3 protein-coding genes and 1 pseudogene are annotated in these 1839 nt (G+C 33.4%); all 4 read left to right on the forward strand.

What is annotated here, in order from left to right:
* The coding region (locus RQ763_RS10035) for a sugar phosphate nucleotidyltransferase (RefSeq protein WP_314152779.1) at window positions 1-528 on the forward strand (528 nt) is incomplete at its 5' end.
* A gap of 29 nt (window positions 529-557) precedes the next feature.
* Window positions 558-1220, forward strand: a complete 663-nt coding sequence (locus RQ763_RS10040; protein ID WP_314152784.1) for an acylneuraminate cytidylyltransferase family protein — start codon at window positions 558-560, stop codon at window positions 1218-1220.
* A 101-nt stretch (window positions 1221-1321) separates the two neighbouring features.
* A complete protein-coding gene (locus tag RQ763_RS10045) occupies window positions 1322-1606 on the forward strand; it encodes a nucleotidyltransferase domain-containing protein (RefSeq protein WP_314152780.1) in 285 nt (94 codons plus the stop codon).
* Window positions 1603-1839 (forward strand): annotated as a pseudogene (locus RQ763_RS10050) (hypothetical protein); the annotation flags it as partial. The gene RQ763_RS10045 and the pseudogene RQ763_RS10050, both read left to right, overlap by 4 nt.

Consider the following 1839-nt stretch of genomic DNA (forward strand, 5'->3'; position numbering starts at 1 on the left):
TTTTTGAAGAACTGTCCGAGCGGACTAACATCAGATGGCAGTGAATTTGGAGTAAATATTGAGTATGTTTTTGAAGAACAAAGAATGGGAACAGCGGGGGCATTGAGCTTGCTCAAAGAAAAGCCAACGGAACCATTCTTTGTAATGAACGGTGATTTGCTTACAAATGTAAATTTTGAGCATCTGCATGACTATCACATGTCAAATAGTGCCATGGGAACTATGTGTGTACGAGAGTATGATTTTCAAGTGCCTTATGGAGTTGTACATATCGAAGATAGTAAAATTCTCTCTATCGAGGAGAAGCCTGTACATAAGTTTTTTGTAAGTGCCGGGATATACATGCTCTCACCTGAAGTTTTAGAGTATATTCCAGAAGATAAGTTTTATGATATGCCGACACTTTTTGAAAAGCTTATAGGTGAAAAGAAAAATATAATATCGTTTCCTCTTAGAGAATATTGGCTAGATATCGGACGAATCGAAGAGTACAAAAAAGCAAATGATGAATATGATGGGGTTTTTTAGTGTTTAATAATAAAACTTTTTTAGCTATAGTGCCCGCAAGAGGCGGAAGCAAAAGATTGCCAAGAAAGAATGTGCTTGATTTAGCAGGAAAGCCACTTATTACTTGGAGCATAGAAGCTGGTATAAAAAGTAAATATATAGACAAAGTAGTTGTTACCAGTGACGATGAAGAGATATTGAGTATTTCAAAGGAATATGGAGCTGAAACTATCAAACGACCAGATGAACTGGCAAGTGACACCGCTACAACTTTTGATGCTATTAAACACACAATTGATAGTTTAGAGAAATATGATTATATTATTTTACTTCAACCCACAAGTCCATTGCGAAATGAAAAACATATAGATGAGGCAATAGAACTACTCGAGACTAAAAATACAGATGCAATAGTTAGTGTGTGTGAAATGGACCACAGCCCACTATGGAGCAATACTTTACCACAAAATGGAAGCATGGGTAACTTTTTAAGAGAAGAAGTTTTAAACAAGCGAAGTCAAGACTTAGAAAAGTATTATAGAATTAACGGCGCTATCTATATTTGTAAAACAGAGAGACTTTTAGAAGAAAAAAGCTTTTTTTTAAAAGATAATATTTTTGCCTACAAGATGGATAGAAAAAGTTCGGTTGATATTGATGAAGAGATAGATTTTAAATTTGTAGAGTTTTTAATGGAGAAGAAAAATGCTTAAAAGCAAAGTTGAAAACTCAGCATTAGAGCTTAGCTATAATGGATTGATTGATTGATTCCATTGGCATACTTCATAGAACTATTAGCAAAAAAGGAAAAAAGATGAGACTTTATCAAGAGCAAATAAAAGTATTGAAAGATAAACTAAAAACTATTTCATCCACTGCAAAGCTATATTTATTTGGAAGTCGAGTTGATGATACAAAAAAAGGTGGAGATATTGATTTGTTAGTTGTTTCTAAAGAGATGACAAAAAAAGATTTAAGGTATTTACGAATAGAATTTTTTAAACATTTTGGTGAACAAAAAATTGATATTGTGCTTGACGATGGAGAGTTTAAAAATCCATTTACAAAATATATTATAAAAAAGGCAGTTTTATTATGATGGTAGATAAAATAAAACAAGACAGAAAACTTCTTGAAAAACAACTGTTTTGGGTAGAGATTTCATTTAATGAGTGTACAAGTATAGGCATAAAATCAGAGTACACAGTAGAAGAATTTGGAAAGTTTGAGACTTTATGCAGCAGATATCAGAACCACTGCCATCCTGAGCAAAACCATCGTCATCCTGAGTCACTACTTCCCGTCATCCTGAGCAAAGCGAAGGATCTCCCT

The organism is Sulfurimonas sp. (assembly GCF_032250635.1).
Taxonomy (GTDB): domain Bacteria; phylum Campylobacterota; class Campylobacteria; order Campylobacterales; family Sulfurimonadaceae; genus Sulfurimonas.